This window comes from Neobacillus sp. CF12, assembly GCF_030348765.1.
In the GTDB taxonomy this organism is placed as follows: Bacteria; Bacillota; Bacilli; order Bacillales; family Cytobacillaceae; genus Neobacillus.
On sequence record NZ_JAUCEU010000007.1, the window covers coordinates 5,139,131 to 5,154,529 of the forward strand.

Genomic DNA, 15,399 nt, shown 5'->3' on the forward strand with positions numbered 1-15,399 from the left:
ATGATTGCTATTTAATAAGCAAATCAATTAACGTGAGTAGAACTCAACGATTAGAGTTTCGTTAATTTCAGCTGGTAATTCAGAACGCTCTGGTAAACGAGTGAAAGTACCTTCAAGCTTGTCTGCATCAAATGTTAAGTAGTCAGGTACGAAGTTGTTTACTTCGATTGCTTCTTTAACAACATCAAGGTTACGTGATTTTTCACGTAAAGTGATTGTTTGACCAGGAGCTAAACGGTATGATGGGATATCTACGCGAGATCCATCAACCATGATGTGTCCGTGGTTAACTAATTGACGAGCAGCACGACGAGTACGAGCTAAACCTAAACGGTAAACTACGTTGTCAAGACGTGATTCAAGTAGGATCATGAAGTTTTCACCGTGAACCCCACCTAATTTGCCTGCTTTATCAAAAAGATTACGGAATTGACGCTCAGTTACTCCATACATATGACGAAGTTTTTGCTTTTCTTGTAATTGCAATCCGTATTCAGAAAGCTTCTTACGTTGGTTAGGACCATGTTGTCCAGGAGCGTAAGGACGCTTTTCTAATTCTTTACCAGTGCCGCTTAGAGAGATTCCAAGACGACGAGAGATTTTCCAGCTAGAGCCAGTATAACGAGCCATGAATGACTCCTCCTTAGTGTTTTTATTTTGGTAAAATAAAAACCGTTATGAAACATCAATGATAGCCATTTTGTTTTCATGCACCTTCGCCCTAGCAGCAGAGGGTTACAAGATACACCATCATAAGTATGAATGACTTATGAGGAACAAACTGAGACCGTTCAAGTGTTCACATAGGCTGCAGTTATTTTACACAAAGAGTATTATATAATTTTATTCATCAATGTGTCAAGTTAATTTCAGGAAAATCCTTTCCGTTGTTGAATAGTATATAGAAATAAAATAAAAAGTAAGCGTTTTCAATCAGGAGGAGTCGTTTTGGAAAATAAAAAATTGCAATTCGAAACGGAAGCTATTCATGCGGGGTATCAATCAGTCGAACATCTGGATAGTTTAGTACCTCCCTTGTATCAGACATCTACTTTTACCTTTGATAGTGCTGAACAAGGAGAAAGAAGGTTTGCAGGGCAGGAAGAAGGCTTTGTCTATTCTCGGCTGGGAAATCCAACGGTTAAAATTCTCGAAGACCGGATGGCGAGGCTTGAGCAAGGGGAAGCGGGTTTAGCCTTTTCCTCAGGAATGGCAGCTGTTTCTGCTGTATTGGCTGCTTTGACCAAATCAGGTGACCAAATCTTATGTTCGCAAGGAGTATATGGCTGTACGTTTGGATTACTGCAAATGATGAATGAAAAATATAACATTGATCATGATTTTTCAGCTATGACTTCCAGGGGAATTCTAGAATCAGACATTAAATCAAATACAACATGTATGTATATCGAAACCCCCATAAATCCTACCATGAAACTTGTTGATTTAGAATTAGTCGCAAGTGTTGCCAAACAACGAGGTATACATAGTGCAACAAAATATATTTGTGGCCACGGTGATGTCATTGCTGGGGTTGTTATCGGTAAAAGAGAATTTATCCAAAAGGTCTCAAAAACAACTCAAAAAAATATGGGAGGAATCATCTCTCCTTTCGATGCTTGGTTATTACTAAGAGGCTTAAAAACATTGGCTGTTAGAATGGATCGTCATTGCGAGAATGCAAGTATGCTTGTTGAATACTTACGGTAACATCCAAAAGTAGAAAGAATCTATTTTCCTGGTAATAGTGACTATATAGAAGATAATCGGATTATGCATAAACAAATGAAAAAACCAGGCGGTTTAATTTCATTTTCCAAAAAGGAACCAAACAGACAGCACAATTATTTATGAACCAATTAAAATTGATAAAAATAGCGGTTAACCTTGGTGATGCAGAATCGTTGATCCAACATCCTGCTACAAATGACACATGCTGTCGTTCCAGAAGAAGAACGAAGAAAAATGAGAATAGAGGACACATTACTCCGCCTGTCGGTGGGGCTGGAAGCTTGGGAAGATATCCAAGCAGACATAGAGCAAGCACTTAATAAAATTTAAAAAACTCGCCGCGGCGAGTTTAGGCTGTCGAGAAAGTCCCGACAGCCATTATTTTTTCTATAACTTTAACAATGCGCCGTGTTTATCTAAATATAGGTGGTGTGTATGATTATCTACAAGACCTGATTAAGGACAAATCCTTGTCGCAGAGCGTAGGATTTGTCCTCAAGTCCCCTGATTAAGGACAAATCCTTGTGGCAGAGCGTAGGATTTGTCCTCAAGCCCCCTGATTAAGGACAAATCCTTTCGTAGAGCGTACGATTTGTCCTCAAGCCCCCTGATTAAGGACAAATCCTTGTCGCAGAGCGTAGGATTTGTCCTCAAGATCCCTGATTAAGGACAAATCCTTTCGTAGAGCGTAGGATTTGTCCTCAAGCCCCTGATTAAGGACAAATCCTTGTCGCAGAGCGTAGGATTTGTCCTCAAGATCCCTGATTAAGGGACAAATCCTTATCGCAGAGCGTAGGATTTGTCCTCAAGCCCCCTGATTAAGGACAAATCCTTTCGTAGAGCGTAGGATTTGTCCTCAAGCCCCCTGATTAAGGACAAATCCTTGTCGCAGAGCGTAGGATTTGTCCTCAAGATCCCTGATTAAGGACAAATCCTTATCGCAGAGCGTAGGATTTGTCCTCAAGACCCCTGATTAAGGATAAACCTTTGTCGCAGAGCGTACGATTTGTCCTTAAATAGCATAGTCTATTTAAATGAAGTATCTGTAAATAAAGATTCAGAGAAAAATGAAAAATGCCGAGAAACATACCATTTCTCGACAATAAAAACTCGCAGCTGCGAGTTTTTAGTTTTACAAATGATTAACTAGAATGGCTGTAATTTCTTCCAATTGCACTTGGTCTAATTCATCAAAGCGATTTTTTTCTGGTGAGTCAATATCCAAGACACCGAGTAACTTTCCATCCTTCATTAGAGGAATGACAATTTCAGAATTGGAAGCTGCATCGCAGGCAATATGACCAGGAAATTGATGAACGTCTTCTACCCGGATTGTTTCTTTATTTTTTGCAGATGTTCCACATACACCTTTTCCAAGCGGGATACGCACACAAGCAGGTAGTCCTTGAAAGGGACCTAAAACGAGTTCATTGTTCTCATCCATTAGATAGAATCCAACCCAGTTAATCCGATCAAGGAACTGGTTTAATAATGCAGAAGTATTACTAAGATTAGCGATTTGGTTTTTCTCGCCATGCAGGAGTGCCTGTAATTGTTTTTTTACCAATTCATAATTTTCTTGGCGGCTCCCTTTGTACATTTCGACATTAAACATGTTTTTTCACCCATCCTCTTCTTAAATTCTTCATTATTTTATCAAACTAACATGAAAAAGAGCATACTTTGTCGATAATTTATTGAAGGAATCAATCATCTTTAAAAGAATTGTTATAGATAGGATAAAAGGTTTGTTTATAGGAGGTGTAAGATGAAAAAGGATTCTAAAGAAGAAATCGTTAAAGCAGCAATATCGCTTTTTAATTCAAATGGATATGCGGGAACATCGATACGAGATATTGCTACCGCAGCACAAGTAAACTCCGCAACAATCGCCTACCATTTTGAAAATAAACTCGGATTATTAGAATATTGCTTTACTTACTTTTTTGAGAAATATCTCCAAATTATTGAAGAAAAGTTTTCTTTAATGGATGCAGGGGTAAAGGATTGTTTAAAAAGGATTACTGCTGATTTGCTCCACTACCAATGTGAAAATATTGAACTAACAAGCTTTGTTTACCGAGAGATGTCAATGGATTCTCAGGTAGTAAGAGAAATTATGTCAACCTACGCTCTAAAAGAGAAGTACTATTTTCAAAAGATATTTGAAAAAGGGTTCGAAAGAAAAGAATTCCGTCCACACTCCATTGCATACCTAATTATCCAGTACAAAGGCTTACTTATGATGCCATTTATTAATGCCCATTATTTACGAGAAGTACTCTATATTTTTCCAAATGAAAGATTCTTTGAACAAAAGTACCTAAAGGAAATAAACATTTGGATTGAAAATACATTAGGGACAAGATTTATTGAAAAGAAAGAGGCCATACTGTAACTGAAGTATAGATAAATTGATATTTTTGCGATAAGCACTAGCTGGGGAAACTTAGTTTCCTTTATGCTGGTGCTTTTTGATTTGGAAATTTAGTGGGTTTTTGTCATAAAATAGTTCGTTGAAATTTCTTTTTCAAAAAACTTTAAAATAATAGTCAAAAAATGTCGTTTACATGGTATCATAGAGGCATTGAACTTTACACTATTTATTGTTTTTTATAGATTAGTATCTCTCGCTTGGATTTAATGAAGTGTTTGAAACAGGGGGCTTGAATGTGAAATTTTTTATTGGATTTATCATCCTACTACTAGCCTTATTTGTATTGGGGTATTTTATAAAGAAGAAGTATTTTAAAGAAATGGATAGGTTAGAAGCCTGGAAAATTGATTTGTTTAATCGACCAATATTGGATGAAATGTCAAAAGTAAAGCAATTGAATATGACTGGACAAACCGAAGAATTATTCGAGGGCTGGCGTAGTCAATGGGATGATATTGTTACGGTTAAATTACCGCATCTGGAAGAGATGTTATTTGATGCTGAAGAATTTATTGACAAATATCGCTTTAATAAAGCGAAAGCGGTACAACAGGAAATCAATGATCAGTTGTTATCAACAGAAAATGAGATTAATAAAATTGTCGAAGAGCTTCATGAACTTGTTGGAAGTGAAGAAAAGAATAGAACTGAGATTGAGCAACTAAAGGAATTATATCGTGAAACAAAAAAGACACTGCTTGCACATCGACATAGTTTTGGTAAATCCGAAAAATACTTAGAAACTCAACTAGAAGATGTAACGAAAAAATTCCATGAATTCGATGATAAGACTGAACATGGTAATTATCTAGAAGCACGTGAACTTGTACTATCCATTCATGAACAACTAGGACAAGTAAAAAATAATATGGATTTAATTCCGCAGCTTCTAATAGAGTGCCAATCTCTAATACCAGCCCAATTGAATGAAATTCATGAAGGTTATCGGGAAATGACTGATAAAGGCTATTACTTAGAACATATTCAACTAGAAACTGAAATCGAAAGTTTACAAGGGAAATTGGTTGAGTATCTTGCCTTTATTGAAGAGACAAAAATTGAACAAGCACTAGAAGGAATTGGTGAAGTTAAAGAACGAATCGATATACTGTTTGACTTATTGGAAAAAGAAGTGAATGCAAAGCATTTTATCCTTCAAAACGAAAAAGGCATGAGCGGGCTCTTAACTTCAGTACTTGATGAACATGACCACCTTTCTAATGAAGTAAAGCATGTTCAAGAAAGTTATCATTTAACAGAAAGTGACTTTGAAATACAAAGGCATTTGGAAAAACAGCTTGCATCTGTAACGAAACATTATGAAATTTTGATGGAAAAGATAAATATGAATGAGACGGCCTTAACGATTCTTTGTGAAGAATTGAAAGAGGTAAAAACTCATATCGAAATGATTCAGGAAGAGCAGGAGAATTTTGGAATAAAGCTGCAGGCACTGCGCAAGGATGAATTCGAAGCACGAGAAACGCTTAGGGAATTAACTAAAAAAGTAGGCGAAACCATTCGTTTAGTTTCAAAGAGTAATATACCTGGTTTACCGGAAGATTATAAGTATCTTTATGAGGACACAAATGAAAGTATTCAAAACGTAAAGCTTCAACTTCAAGAAAAGCCGCTTAACGTTTCAGCGTTAAATCAATATCTAGAAATTGCAGTTTTAACTGTTGATAAATTATCCAGTACAACAATCGAATTGATCGAAAATGTAATCCTTGCTGAAAAGGCGATTCAATATGGAAACAGGTATCGGAGTCACTATCCTCCTGTTGCCAAAGGGCTAAATGATGCAGAACATGCATTTAGACAATTTGAGTATCAGGAAGCATTAGAGCAGGCAGCGGTAGCCCTTGAATCCGTTGATCCTGGCGCTTTAAAGAAAATCAAAGCAACAATTGGAAAGTAATGAAAATAATCTCTTAAACCGATTCAGCCAAAAAGGCGAATCGGTTTTTATTTGTCTATTTCACAATTCTTTTTCAATTGATTAACTTTGTGGTAAGATTTATTCTGCGTAAAGGTGAGGTGTTAACAATGATTTATTTTGATAATAGTGCAACAACAAGACCGTATAAAGAAGTTTTAGATTCTTTTGTAAAGGTCTCTAGTGATTTTTTCGGAAATCCATCTTCCTTACATGGCTTAGGAGTTCAGGCTGAAAAACTACTCACACAAGCCCGCGTACAGGTAGCAAATCTTCTTTCTGTAAAGCCATCAGAGATTTATTTTACCTCTGGAGGCACTGAAAGTAATAATTTGGCCATTAAAGGAACAGCGATTTCACATAAAAATAGAGGGAAGCACTTGATTTTATCTAGTGTTGAACACCCTTCTGTTCGTGGGGCGATGGACCAGTTAAAAAAGCTTGGGTTCAATATTACCTATATACCTGCAGATCAAAATGGCAGGGTGAACGTAGAAGATATCAAAGCCTCCATACAAAAGGATACAATCCTTGTTTCTGTTATGCATGTAAATAATGAAGTTGGAACTATTCAGCCCATTAAGGAAATTGGAGAGCTCTTGAAACAGTACCCAACCATATTTTTCCATGTGGATGCTGTTCAAGCAATTGGGAAAGTTCCCTTGAACTTGGTAAAAAACGGTATAGATTTATGCTCATTTTCGGCCCATAAGTTTCATGGCTTAAAGGGTACTGGTGCCCTTTTTATAAGAGAAGGTGTAAAACTCGACCCGCTTTTTTCAGGTGGTAACCAAGAGTGGCAAGTAAGAAGCGGTACGGAAAATGTAGCAGGTGCTGTTGCAATGGCAAAGGCATTGAGAATGTCAATGATGAGCAGTGAATCCGGAATAGAAAGAATGAGAAAAGTAAAGGGTGTCTTAAGGGAAGAGTTAAGTCGAATCGATGGTCTTACGATCAACACACCATTGGAAGATTCAGCACCTCATATACTGAACTTTTCTATAAGAGGAATTAAAGCTGAAGTTCTAATCCATGCTCTTGAGCAGAAAGGAATCTTTTTATCGACAACAAGTGCTTGTTCCTCAAAGAAACAATTACCAAGTCAAACACTGTTAGCGATGGGGGTTCCGGACGATTTGGCTGATAGTGCATTTAGGATAAGCTTATCGTATGATAATACGGAAGATGAAGCACGAACAGTAGTTAATGCAATTGAAGAGTCAGCCAAACAACTTAGAAAGGTTATGAAATAATATGAATTATGATCGTATATTGATACGTTATGGTGAAATTTCTACCAAAGGAAGAAATCGGAAGAAATTTGTAGACAAGTTAAGAAAGAGCGTTCGAATCGCATTAGCACCTTTTCCAAAAATAAAAATAAGGGCTGAACGTGACAGGATGTACGTTCTGCTGAATGGGGAAAATGTCGAAGAGGTTATTCATTCTTTGAAAAATATTTTTGGAATTCAATCGCTAAGCCCAGCGATAAGAGTGGAAAGAGACATTGAACAAATGAAAGAGGCCGCTCTTTCATTGATAAAAAGTCTGTACAAAGAGGGGCAAACCTTTAAAATTTCTCCAAAAAGATCCGATAAAACGTTTGAATTGGACACATCTGGCATCAATCACACCTTTGGTGGACATATTCTCGAAAACATACCAGGCATAAAGGTTGATGTGAAAAATCCTGATATAAACTTAAAAATTGAAGTTTTAAGTGAAGCAATTTACATGTCATGTGAGAATATATTAGGGGCTGGCGGACTTCCTGTGGGTTCTAGTGGGAAAGCGATGTTAATGCTATCAGGAGGAATTGATAGTCCAGTTGCAGGTTATTTGACGATGAAACGAGGAGTAGAAATTGAGGCTATACATTTTTTTAGTCCTCCGTTTACAAGTGAAAGATCTAAGGAGAAAGTAATCGATTTGTCCAAAAAGCTTTCTGAAATTTTTGGCTCAATGAAACTGCATATTGTCCCATTTACTACTATTCAAGAAACCATTAGAGACCAAGTTCCTGAAAATTATTCCATGACTACTACAAGAAGGTTTATGCTCCGGATTGCGGATGAGATTAGAAAAAAACAGGAAGGCCTTGCCATTATTACGGGAGATAATCTTGGACAGGTTGCCAGTCAAACACTGGAAAGCATGTATGCCATTAATGAGGTAACGAATACTCCAATCCTAAGACCCCTTTTAACAATGGATAAAAATGATATTATAAAAATTGCCAAAGACATTGATACGTATGATATTTCCATTAGACCATTCGAGGATTGCTGTACAATATTTGTTCCATCCTCACCAAAAACAAAACCAAAAAGAGAAAAAGTCCAGCACTACGAAAGTTTCTATGACTTCGACACCTTAATCCAGGAAGCAGTACAAAAGACAGAAACCCTAAATATCAAACCAGACAACAAACAAGTCTCAGAATTTGATGATTTATTTTAAGTTGTGATACTGTTCATCAGATATTGGCATAATGTTGATTGGAACGGAAGGCACGAAGACTCCTCGAAAATGCTATCGCATTTTCTTCGTGCGTGGGCGGATTCAAGGAGTAATTCAATGTCCTGCAGGAGGACGGGACAGGGGAGACCCCGCAGGCGCTTTAGCGCCGAGGAGGCTTCCCGAACCGCCTGCGGAAAGCGAAGTGCCTGGAGTTCCAATCGACATTCACTATCGACAGGATCTGTGAATATGAAAAATGTGAAATATTTGTGAACAATTACCAATTAAAAAAAAGAATACTGCCATGTGATATTACACATTCTATACTCACAAGGAGGTGATATCACATGGCTAGTAACAACAACTCAAATCAATTACTTGTACCTGGTGTAGAACAAGCTCTTTCACAAATGAAATACGAAATTGCTTCTGAATTTGGTGTACAACTTGGTGGGGACACAACTTCACGCGCTAACGGTTCTGTTGGTGGTGAAATCACTAAGCGTTTAGTCGCAATGGCTGAGTCTCAATTAGGCGGCGGATTTTCACGATAAAAAATGAATAAGATGGCTACAGAGAGTGGGATTTATCCCACTCTCTTTTTCCTGTGCCAAAAATTCTATTTTCAGTATAATAATTTTAAATTTTTAAATAATTTTGTATAATAAGATTTGTGATGATGTTTTTATTTTGAGTGAGGGGGAGAAACATGAACCGTGAAGAATTGATCGCACCAGAAAGGTATAATCTTGTATCGGAAGTAGAACGTTTTGCAAAGGATCCAAACAGAATAGCATTAAAATGGGAAAACGAACTAGGGGAAACGAAACAGGTTACATATGAAGAATTATTAAAAAGGGTGAACCGAGCGGGAAATGTTTTCACACAAAATGGATTGAAAAAAGGCGATGTAGTTTTAGTCATCATACCAAGACTAATTGAAGCCTACGTTGTTTACTTAGCAGCATTAAAAGCTGGACTAGTAGTTATTCCAAGTTCAGAAATGCTTCGTGAGAAGGACCTCCAATACCGCATATCACATGGAGATGTAAGAGCAGTAATCAGTTATTACCCGTATGTTGACCAATTTGAAAATATTACTAGTCCAGAACCACTTTTAAAAGTTTCAGTTGGCGGACAGCAGGAAGGCTGGGTCCATTTAGAAGAAGAGATGAAAGCGGCTTCACAAAGTTTTGAACTTGCTGATACACTACGTGACGATATGGCATTTTTATCGTATACATCAGGGACGACTGGAAATCCAAAAGGAGTTGTTCATACACATGGATGGGCATTTGCCCATTTGAAGACTGCAGCACCGAAGTGGCTTTGTATTGAAGAAGGTGATACTGTTTGGGCAACTGCAGCTCCTGGCTGGCAAAAGTGGATTTGGAGTCCATTCCTATCCGTGCTTGGTTCAGGAGGAACTGGGCTCGTGTACAACGGCAAATTTGAGCCGCAAAAATATCTAAGTCTACTAGAAAAATATTCCGTAAATGTCCTATGCTGTACACCAACTGAATACCGGCTAATGGCCAAGGTAGAGAACCTAGATGAGTATAAATTACCTAGCCTTCATAGTGCAGTTTCTGCTGGAGAACCACTTAATCGTGAGGTTATTGAAACATTTAAGAGACATTTTAATGTTGATGTTCGTGACGGCTATGGACAGACCGAAAATACATTGTTGGTTGGTGTCACCAAAGGAATGGAGTTGAAATCCGGCTCAATGGGCAAACCGACTCCGGGTAATCGGGTTGAAATTATCAATGAAGAAGGCGAAATCTGTTCTGTTGGGGAAGTAGGGGATATCGCCGTACACATTGAAACACCGGCTTTATTTAAAAATTATTATAAGGACCCAGAGAGAACGGCGATGCAATTCCGTGGTGATTACTATATAACGGGTGATAAGGCGAAAAAAGATGAAGATGGTTACTTTTGGTTTGAAGGACGCGGAGATGATATTATCATTAGTTCGGGCTATACGATTGGACCTTTTGAAGTAGAGGATGCACTTGTAAAACATCCATTTGTTAAAGAATGTGCTGTTGTGGCAAGTCCTGATGAAATTCGTGGATTTATTGTAAAGGCATTTGTGGTATTAAAAGAGGATGTTGACGTAAATAATCCTGAATTAACAAAAAAACTACAAGAGCATGTAAAAACACTAACTGCTCCTTATAAATATCCAAGAAAAATCGAGTATTTATCTGAACTGCCAAAAACAACCTCAGGGAAAATCCGACGAATTGAACTTCGTCAGCAAGAATTACAATCAATCAAACAATAGAATAGATAAAAAGAAAGGCTGTCGATAAAAATTGACAGCCTTTTTGCTTTTTATAAAAATGTTCTCTTAACTTTCTCCCAGAAGGAATTATCTTTAAGTTTAAGGGTTTTGATTTTTTTATCACTGAGTTTAATTTGGATTTTTTCAACATGGCGAATACTTATCGCCTCATTGTCCAATCCCATAGTAGGATGCTCGTTGCCCTCAGTAGAAATCACCTTAATCGTAAGTGAGCGTTCTCCGCCTATAACAAACGGTGCACCTAATGTCCGGTACTTGTTATTATTAATGGAAGCCACTTCACTTATCTGCATACAGGAAATTAACGGATCTACAACTGCTCCATTTACAGATTTATTATAAGCAGTACTTCCAGTTGGTGTAGCAACGATTAATCCATCTCCACGAAACGTTTCAAAATGCAGGTCATTAATAAAAACATCTAATTCAAGTGTTTTTATGATGGAGGAGCGAATACTAAATTCATTCAGGCATGGAAAAGTACCTTGTCCGTCTACCGATACTTCTATAAAAGGATAGCGGCGTACCTTTAACTGTTCACTTGAAACTGCCTCCACCATTTTAGAAGAATCTGAAATTTTGAAGTCACAATACATACTTAAACTATCCTTTGTTGTGATTCCTCCGTAAAGAACATCATCACGAAAACCTGTTTTTCTTACAGCTTGGAGGAATGTACCGTCATCACCAATGCTAGCAATGATATTGGCATCGCGGTGGTCATTTACAATCGTTAAACCATACTTCTCTGCATACTCATCTAAATTACCAACCTTGGCTAAAGTGTCTTGATCCAGGTGGTGATAAAAATAGATATTACGTCTATGTCCCATAGTGACCTCCAAATTTTGGTTATGAATTTGTAAATTTAGCCCATTAATCTTTTGATTTTTGATAAACTAAGGTAGTCTTCATTAATTTTAGCATTATTTAGAAATAAAATTAAATTAAGTAAGAACAATTTAATGAATAGTACAAGGAGGACTCTCAACATGAATGGGAAACGCTGGGCCGCTCTTGGAATTGCTGCGGCATTATTTTTTGTATCAGTCATGATTAATTTTTTATCTGCATTTGCTTTTAAAGGTGTTGAAACAGATATAGGCGAGCTTTTAGCAGCATCAGAACTTCCTTTCACGGAGGAAATTGTGGAGGAAGGGAATGAAATGAAAAAGATTGCTGTCCTCGATGTTGATGGTGTTATTCAGGACACAACGGATGCAGAGTCTTTATTTCAAGCAGCAGGATACAATCATCAAGGATTTATGAAAAAATTAGATTACATAAAAGACGATGATACCATAAAAGGAATTATTCTTAAGGTTAACTCTCCGGGTGGTGGAGTCGTTGAAAGTGCTGAAATTCACGATAAACTTGTAGAAATCCAACAGGAAACAAAGAAACCAGTTTATGTTTCGATGGGCTCTATGGCTGCTTCTGGAGGTTATTATATAGCCGCTCCTGCTAAAAAGATTTATGCAAGTGAAGAAACGCTAACAGGTTCTCTTGGGGTGATCATGCAAGGAATCAATTATGAAGGGTTAGCCGATAAGTATGGGGTAGATTTTGTAACCATCAAAAGTGGTCAATATAAAGATATTATGAGTCCAACACGACAAATGACAGAGGAAGAACGGCAAATCCTCCAGAAGATGATCGACAATTCCTATGAGGGATTTGTTAAAGTAATTTCCGACGGAAGAAAGATGACTCCTGAACAGGTAAAGAAGATTGCAGATGGAAGAATCTACGATGGAAGACAGGCAAAAGAGCTAAACTTAATTGATGGTTTTGGTTACTTAGAAGATGTCATTGAGCAGATGAAGGAACAGGAGAAACTAAAAGACGCCAAGGTTGTCCGCTTTACCGATGCAATGGGCTTTGGTTCATTGTTAAATTTAAAGGTTCAAAAATTTATAGGTGCTGATAGTGAGATGGCTGGACTTATGGATATCTTATCAAGACCCAATTCTCCACGTCTAATGTATTTGTATGCAGAGTAGGGGGGAACTGTAGATGGAAAATGAAAATCAAATAATGATAAATGAATCTGCAAAAAACGATGAACAATCAACAGTAAATGAACCTACTGCTGTTTCCATTCGGTATGCAGGATTTTGGATGCGGTTTTGGGCTTACCTTCTAGATTTAATTGTTGTGGGGAGTATAGAGCGCTTAATCATAAAGCCTCTATTCCGTATGCTTGAAATTCCTTTAGTAGAATTTAATATGTTTGCTCCGATTTCGATAGCATCAGCGATCATTTTTTATTTGTATTTCGTGTTAATGACAAAATACTTTAATCAGACTCTTGGAAAAATGGTATTTGGAATAAAAGTAATTGATTTGAAAAATGACAAATTATCTTGGGGAACGATCCTTTTTCGTGAATGGATTGGCAGGTTTATCTCTGTAACAGTGGTTATAGGATATGTCATAGTCGCTTTTTTGCCCAAAAAACAAGGTCTTCACGATCTATTTACAGACACATCAGTGGTTCATGTTGAACGATAAATTAGACTCGCTAACGATACGTTAGCGGGTTTATTTTTTGCTGATAAGGTGATACTAATAGGCTGAAAGGGTGTGAAAAAATTGATTTGGCTATATATAGCCCTTATTACTATTATTATTTTATTTCTACTAATCATTTTTTCGAAGTTAACCATCCGTATTAATTTTTTTCACCATAATGATAACGATGAATTAAAAGTTGAGTTTAGAATTTGGTTCGGGTTAATTAAATACAAAATGAACGTCCCTTTAATAAAAATCGACGATGACTCACCGAGTATGGTCGTAAAGGGTAGTACGCAAATGGGAGACTCTACTGAAAAAAACGCGACGAATGTAGAGCAAATTACCAAGGATGATATTATGTCAAAATTGACAAACGCCGAAGAAATCATCCAGCATGTTTTTAAACTGAATGTTATCGTAAGTAAATTTTTAAAAAGAGTAGTAATCAAACATTTTGAATGGCATTCATTAGTCGGTTTAGGGGATGCCGCACACACAGGCACAATTACTGGTGCCCTATGGTCGATTAAAGGGGGCATCATAGGCATGTTAAGTAACTTTATGAGGCTGAAGGAAATGCCCGTTTTATCGGTGACCCCGCACTTTCAATTGGCCATTATCCAAACTCATCTCAAATGTATTATTCAGTTTCGTATCGGGTATGCTATTTTAGCAGGATTAAAACTGATTAAATTCTGGAAGGGCGGACGCCCGAATTTCAAAACGAATGCTGCCTATTCGAAGGAAAAAACTAAAACCGTTTAAAAAGAGGAGGAAACAGCCATGTCTGAACATCCAATTCAAGGTTTAATGACAACTGCTATGGAAAGTTTAAAAGAAATGATTGACGTTAATACGATTATTGGCGATCCTGTTGAAACTCCAGATGGAAGCGTAATACTTACCGTCTCAAAAGTAGGCTTTGGATTTGCGGCAGGTGGAAGTGAATTTAAACTAGATAGCTCCGGATCTAAAAGCCAAGATCAAGGGCAAGGGCAAGGACAACCAAAACTTCCATTCGGTGGTGGTAGCGGAGGAGGGGTCTCTATTACTCCAATTGCTTTTTTAATAGTTAATTCTCAAGGAGTAAAAATGCTTCATCTTGATGAAAGTACTCATCTCTATGAAAAGATATTAGAAATGGCGCCACAAGCAGTGGATAAGATTCAGCAAATGTTCTCGAAGAAAAATGAGCAGCAGGGTTCCAAGCAAAACGCGGGTCAATCCAAACAATCAGAACCTCAAAAGCAAGAATTTGATATTTAGGTAAAAAGGTTAATCTTCCAAATTAAACGGAAGGTTAACTTTTTTCGTGAAGGTAAGAGCTTAAATCATTGCAAAAAAAATTCTGAAAAGATATATTTACACTGTACATAATTGAAATGAATGCGATATATTTCGTATTTGTTCCGTACGAAAAAGGAGGATGTTTAAATGGCAAACGTAACTTTTAAGGGGAACCCAGTAACATTGCTAGGAAACGAAGTAAAGGTGGGCGACAAAGCTCCTAATTTCAGCGTGTTGGCAAATGATTTATCACCTGTAACGCTAGAAAATACAAAAGGGCAGGTTCGCCTGATTAGCGCTGTTCCTTCTTTAGATACTGGCGTATGTGATGCTGAAACACGTCGTTTTAATGAAGAAGCAAATGGCCTTGGGGATGTTAAAATCTTAACTGTCAGTGTTGACTTACCATTTGCACAAAAACGCTGGTGTGGAGCAAACGGTATTGAAAATGTCCAAACATTATCTGACCATCGTGATCTTTCTTTTGGAGAAGCATATGGTGTTGCGATTCAAGAGTTAAGATTATTGGCTCGTGCAGTTTTTGTTGTGGATTCAACTGATACTGTTACTTATGTAGAATATGTAAGTGAGGCAACAAATCACCCGAACTATGAAGCAGCACTTGAAGCAGCTAGAAACGCAAAGTAATTTTTAATGACGATAGAAGGCCTCGTCAATCGATGAGGCCTTTTTATTTATTTTAGGAGGTGC

14 protein-coding genes and 1 pseudogene are annotated in these 15,399 nt (G+C 37.4%); 12 read left to right on the forward strand and 3 right to left on the reverse strand.

Annotation, left to right across the window (positions count from 1 at the left end; translation table 11 throughout):
* Positions 1-27: 27 nt before the first annotated feature.
* Positions 28-630, reverse strand: a complete 603-nt coding sequence (gene rpsD, locus QUG14_RS24490) for a 30S ribosomal protein S4 (protein WP_289343069.1) — start codon at positions 628-630, stop codon at positions 28-30.
* Positions 631-948: 318 nt separating this feature from the next.
* Between rpsD and QUG14_RS24495 the strand changes: the two are divergent.
* Positions 949-2,061, forward strand: a pseudogene (locus tag QUG14_RS24495) (PLP-dependent transferase).
* 802 nt (positions 2,062-2,863) lie between these two features.
* Here the strand turns inward: QUG14_RS24495 and QUG14_RS24500 are convergent.
* Positions 2,864-3,346 carry a GAF domain-containing protein gene (locus tag QUG14_RS24500; RefSeq protein WP_289343070.1) on the reverse strand — a complete coding sequence of 161 codons (483 nt, stop codon included), beginning with the start codon at positions 3,344-3,346 and terminating at the stop codon, positions 2,864-2,866.
* A 153-nt stretch (positions 3,347-3,499) separates the two neighbouring features.
* Between QUG14_RS24500 and refZ the strand changes: the two genes are divergently transcribed.
* The 6 genes from refZ (at position 3,500) to mbcS (ending at position 10,860) form a co-directional block, all read left to right on the forward strand.
* Entirely contained in the window at positions 3,500-4,129 is a 630-nt protein-coding gene (gene refZ, locus QUG14_RS24505; protein WP_289343071.1) for a forespore capture DNA-binding protein RefZ, read from the forward strand.
* A 274-nt stretch (positions 4,130-4,403) separates the two neighbouring features.
* Positions 4,404-6,089 (forward strand): septation ring formation regulator EzrA, encoded by a 1,686-nt coding sequence (ezrA, locus tag QUG14_RS24510; RefSeq protein WP_289343072.1) that lies wholly within the window; start codon positions 4,404-4,406, stop codon positions 6,087-6,089.
* Positions 6,090-6,217: 128 nt separating this feature from the next.
* Positions 6,218-7,360, forward strand: coding sequence for a cysteine desulfurase family protein (locus QUG14_RS24515; RefSeq protein WP_289343075.1), 1,143 nt, complete (start codon positions 6,218-6,220; stop codon positions 7,358-7,360).
* A 1-nt stretch (position 7,361) separates the two neighbouring features.
* On the forward strand, positions 7,362-8,567 hold the full coding sequence (gene thiI / locus QUG14_RS24520; protein WP_289343076.1) for a tRNA uracil 4-sulfurtransferase ThiI: 1,206 nt from the start codon (positions 7,362-7,364) through the stop codon (positions 8,565-8,567).
* Between the two features lie 347 nt (positions 8,568-8,914).
* A complete protein-coding gene (locus QUG14_RS24525) occupies positions 8,915-9,121 on the forward strand; it encodes an alpha/beta-type small acid-soluble spore protein (protein ID WP_133367568.1) in 207 nt (68 codons plus the stop codon).
* 155 nt (positions 9,122-9,276) lie between these two features.
* Positions 9,277-10,860 (forward strand): acyl-CoA synthetase MbcS, encoded by a 1,584-nt coding sequence (gene mbcS / locus QUG14_RS24530; protein WP_289343077.1) that lies wholly within the window; start codon positions 9,277-9,279, stop codon positions 10,858-10,860.
* A 50-nt stretch (positions 10,861-10,910) separates the two neighbouring features.
* On the opposite strand, the gene QUG14_RS24535 is transcribed toward mbcS, so the two are convergent.
* Positions 10,911-11,714 carry an NAD kinase gene (locus QUG14_RS24535; protein ID WP_289343079.1) on the reverse strand — a complete coding sequence of 268 codons (804 nt, stop codon included), beginning with the start codon at positions 11,712-11,714 and terminating at the stop codon, positions 10,911-10,913.
* A gap of 159 nt (positions 11,715-11,873) precedes the next feature.
* On the opposite strand from QUG14_RS24535, the gene sppA reads away from it, so the two are divergent.
* The 5 genes from sppA to tpx all read left to right on the forward strand — a co-directional run bounded on the left by sppA (position 11,874) and on the right by tpx (position 15,336).
* Entirely contained in the window at positions 11,874-12,884 is a 1,011-nt protein-coding gene (gene sppA / locus QUG14_RS24540; protein WP_289343081.1) for a signal peptide peptidase SppA, read from the forward strand.
* A 13-nt stretch (positions 12,885-12,897) separates the two neighbouring features.
* Positions 12,898-13,395, forward strand: coding sequence for an RDD family protein (locus QUG14_RS24545; RefSeq protein ID WP_289343082.1), 498 nt, complete (start codon positions 12,898-12,900; stop codon positions 13,393-13,395).
* Positions 13,396-13,467: 72 nt separating this feature from the next.
* On the forward strand, positions 13,468-14,166 hold the full coding sequence (locus tag QUG14_RS24550; RefSeq protein ID WP_353961092.1) for a DUF2953 domain-containing protein: 699 nt from the start codon (positions 13,468-13,470) through the stop codon (positions 14,164-14,166).
* Positions 14,167-14,184: 18 nt separating this feature from the next.
* Complete coding sequence (gene ytfJ / locus QUG14_RS24555; RefSeq protein ID WP_289343085.1) at positions 14,185-14,667, forward strand: GerW family sporulation protein; 483 nt, start codon at positions 14,185-14,187, stop codon at positions 14,665-14,667.
* Positions 14,668-14,835: 168 nt separating this feature from the next.
* Positions 14,836-15,336 (forward strand): thiol peroxidase, encoded by a 501-nt coding sequence (tpx, locus tag QUG14_RS24560; protein ID WP_289343086.1) that lies wholly within the window; start codon positions 14,836-14,838, stop codon positions 15,334-15,336.
* Positions 15,337-15,399 lie beyond the last annotated feature (63 nt).

Coding starts and splice junctions, on each gene's coding strand:
- rpsD (WP_289343069.1), bottom strand. CDS start 630: ATGGCTCGTTATACTGGCTCTAGCTGGAAAATCTCTCGTCGTCTTGGA.
- QUG14_RS24500 (WP_289343070.1), bottom strand. CDS start 3,346: ATGTTTAATGTCGAAATGTACAAAGGGAGCCGCCAAGAAAATTATGAA.
- refZ (WP_289343071.1), top strand. CDS start 3,500: ATGAAAAAGGATTCTAAAGAAGAAATCGTTAAAGCAGCAATATCGCTT.
- QUG14_RS24515 (WP_289343075.1), top strand. CDS start 6,218: ATGATTTATTTTGATAATAGTGCAACAACAAGACCGTATAAAGAAGTT.
- thiI (WP_289343076.1), top strand. CDS start 7,362: ATGAATTATGATCGTATATTGATACGTTATGGTGAAATTTCTACCAAA.
- QUG14_RS24525 (WP_133367568.1), top strand. CDS start 8,915: ATGGCTAGTAACAACAACTCAAATCAATTACTTGTACCTGGTGTAGAA.
- mbcS (WP_289343077.1), top strand. CDS start 9,277: ATGAACCGTGAAGAATTGATCGCACCAGAAAGGTATAATCTTGTATCG.
- QUG14_RS24535 (WP_289343079.1), bottom strand. CDS start 11,714: ATGGGACATAGACGTAATATCTATTTTTATCACCACCTGGATCAAGAC.
- sppA (WP_289343081.1), top strand. CDS start 11,874: ATGAATGGGAAACGCTGGGCCGCTCTTGGAATTGCTGCGGCATTATTT.
- QUG14_RS24545 (WP_289343082.1), top strand. CDS start 12,898: ATGGAAAATGAAAATCAAATAATGATAAATGAATCTGCAAAAAACGAT.
- ytfJ (WP_289343085.1), top strand. CDS start 14,185: ATGTCTGAACATCCAATTCAAGGTTTAATGACAACTGCTATGGAAAGT.
- tpx (WP_289343086.1), top strand. CDS start 14,836: ATGGCAAACGTAACTTTTAAGGGGAACCCAGTAACATTGCTAGGAAAC.